The sequence below is a fragment of the Pseudolactococcus piscium genome (assembly GCF_002441695.1).
Taxonomy (GTDB): Bacteria; Bacillota; Bacilli; order Lactobacillales; family Streptococcaceae; genus Pseudolactococcus; species Pseudolactococcus piscium.
In genome coordinates this window covers 1-1,182 of sequence record NZ_JXJW01000057.1, presented here as the reverse complement: position 1 = coordinate 1,182, position 1,182 = coordinate 1, and the positions used below count along the sequence as shown (strand labels likewise).

Genomic DNA, 1,182 nt, shown 5'->3' with positions numbered 1-1,182 from the left:
TTACCTGTTTCATCATATTTATTCATCAACTTTGTTATAACCATTGTATAACCATTATTTTTTATATCTTGGAGTGAAGTATAGTCTATCTGTGAACTCCATTCGCTTTCAGGCTGTCCTTTAGTCCAGTCAGCTATGATATAAAACGTTGACCAATAAAAACCCGTTTTATCATTTTTGCTTGTCCCCTCAAACCTGATTGCTTTAATATCTGGAAAAAATTTTTTCAATTCTTTCGCAATCTCTGTCTCGAATCCCTCATATCTTAGGTTATTCGCCATTTCAGCCACTCTTTGATTATGCGTTTGTTTCGTCATATATAAGTTCCCTCCGACAATGCCGATAACTAGTAATAAACCAATAGCTATGCTTATCCTTATTTTCTTTCGCTTATTCATTCAATTCTGCCTATTTCTAAATTTATAAAATGGATCCTGAGGATGGTCAAGTTCTACTGTGTCATCTGTAATGGTTTGAGAAACAAGTGTAGACTTTAATGTTGATATGGTGATCTGATCTCCAATTTTCTGTGATGGTTCTGAAGCCTTTGAAAGCTGTTGTTTGATAAAGGAGACATCTAATTCATCTTCATAACCTAAAAAATGAAGTTCCGTTATCTCATTTTCAGCTATCTGAATCGGGGCGTGTGTTACAGTTTTTCCAAAAGGGTGAATAATTCCACCATAACTCGCTAAAACTGTACCGTCTTCTTGTTTTTGAAACCCTCTCGATATGATGATATAAACGTTATCACTTTCTTTTTTACTGATGGCTGTACCAAGTGGTAATAGATTGATTGCTTCCGACATATTAAACCTCTTTCTTTTTTCCAGTTGAATACGTGACTAATACAGGAGTTACTGTTTTACCTGTTTCATCATATTTATTCATCAATTTTGTTATGCCCATTGAATAACCATTAGTTTTAATATCTTGAATAGAAGTATAGTTTATCTGTGAACACCCCTCACTTTCAGGTTGATTTTCTGTCCAATCTGCTGTGATATGAAACGTTGACCAATAAAAACCCGTTTTATCATTTCTGCTTGTCCCCTCAAACCTGATTGCTTTAATATCTGGAAATTCTTTTTTCAATTCTTTCACAATCTCTGTCTCAAATCCCTCATATCTTAGCTTATTCGCCATTTCAGCTACTCTTTGATTCTGCGTTTGTTTCGTCAT

The 1,182-nt window shown here is 34.4% G+C and carries 3 protein-coding genes; all 3 read right to left on the bottom strand.

Annotated features, from left to right (window positions below):
• Nucleotides 1-398 (bottom strand): hypothetical protein (locus RU86_RS11775; protein WP_425435925.1); only part of this gene is annotated, 398 nt, incomplete at its 3' end.
• Nucleotides 399-809, bottom strand: coding sequence for a DUF4176 domain-containing protein (locus tag RU86_RS11770; RefSeq protein WP_096815455.1), 411 nt, complete (start codon nt 807-809; stop codon nt 399-401).
• Between the two features lies 1 nt (nt 810).
• The coding region (locus RU86_RS11765) for a hypothetical protein (protein WP_096815454.1) at nt 811-1,182 on the bottom strand (372 nt) is incomplete at its 5' end.

Coding starts and splice junctions, on each gene's coding strand:
- RU86_RS11770 (WP_096815455.1), bottom strand. CDS start 809: ATGTCGGAAGCAATCAATCTATTACCACTTGGTACAGCCATCAGTAAA.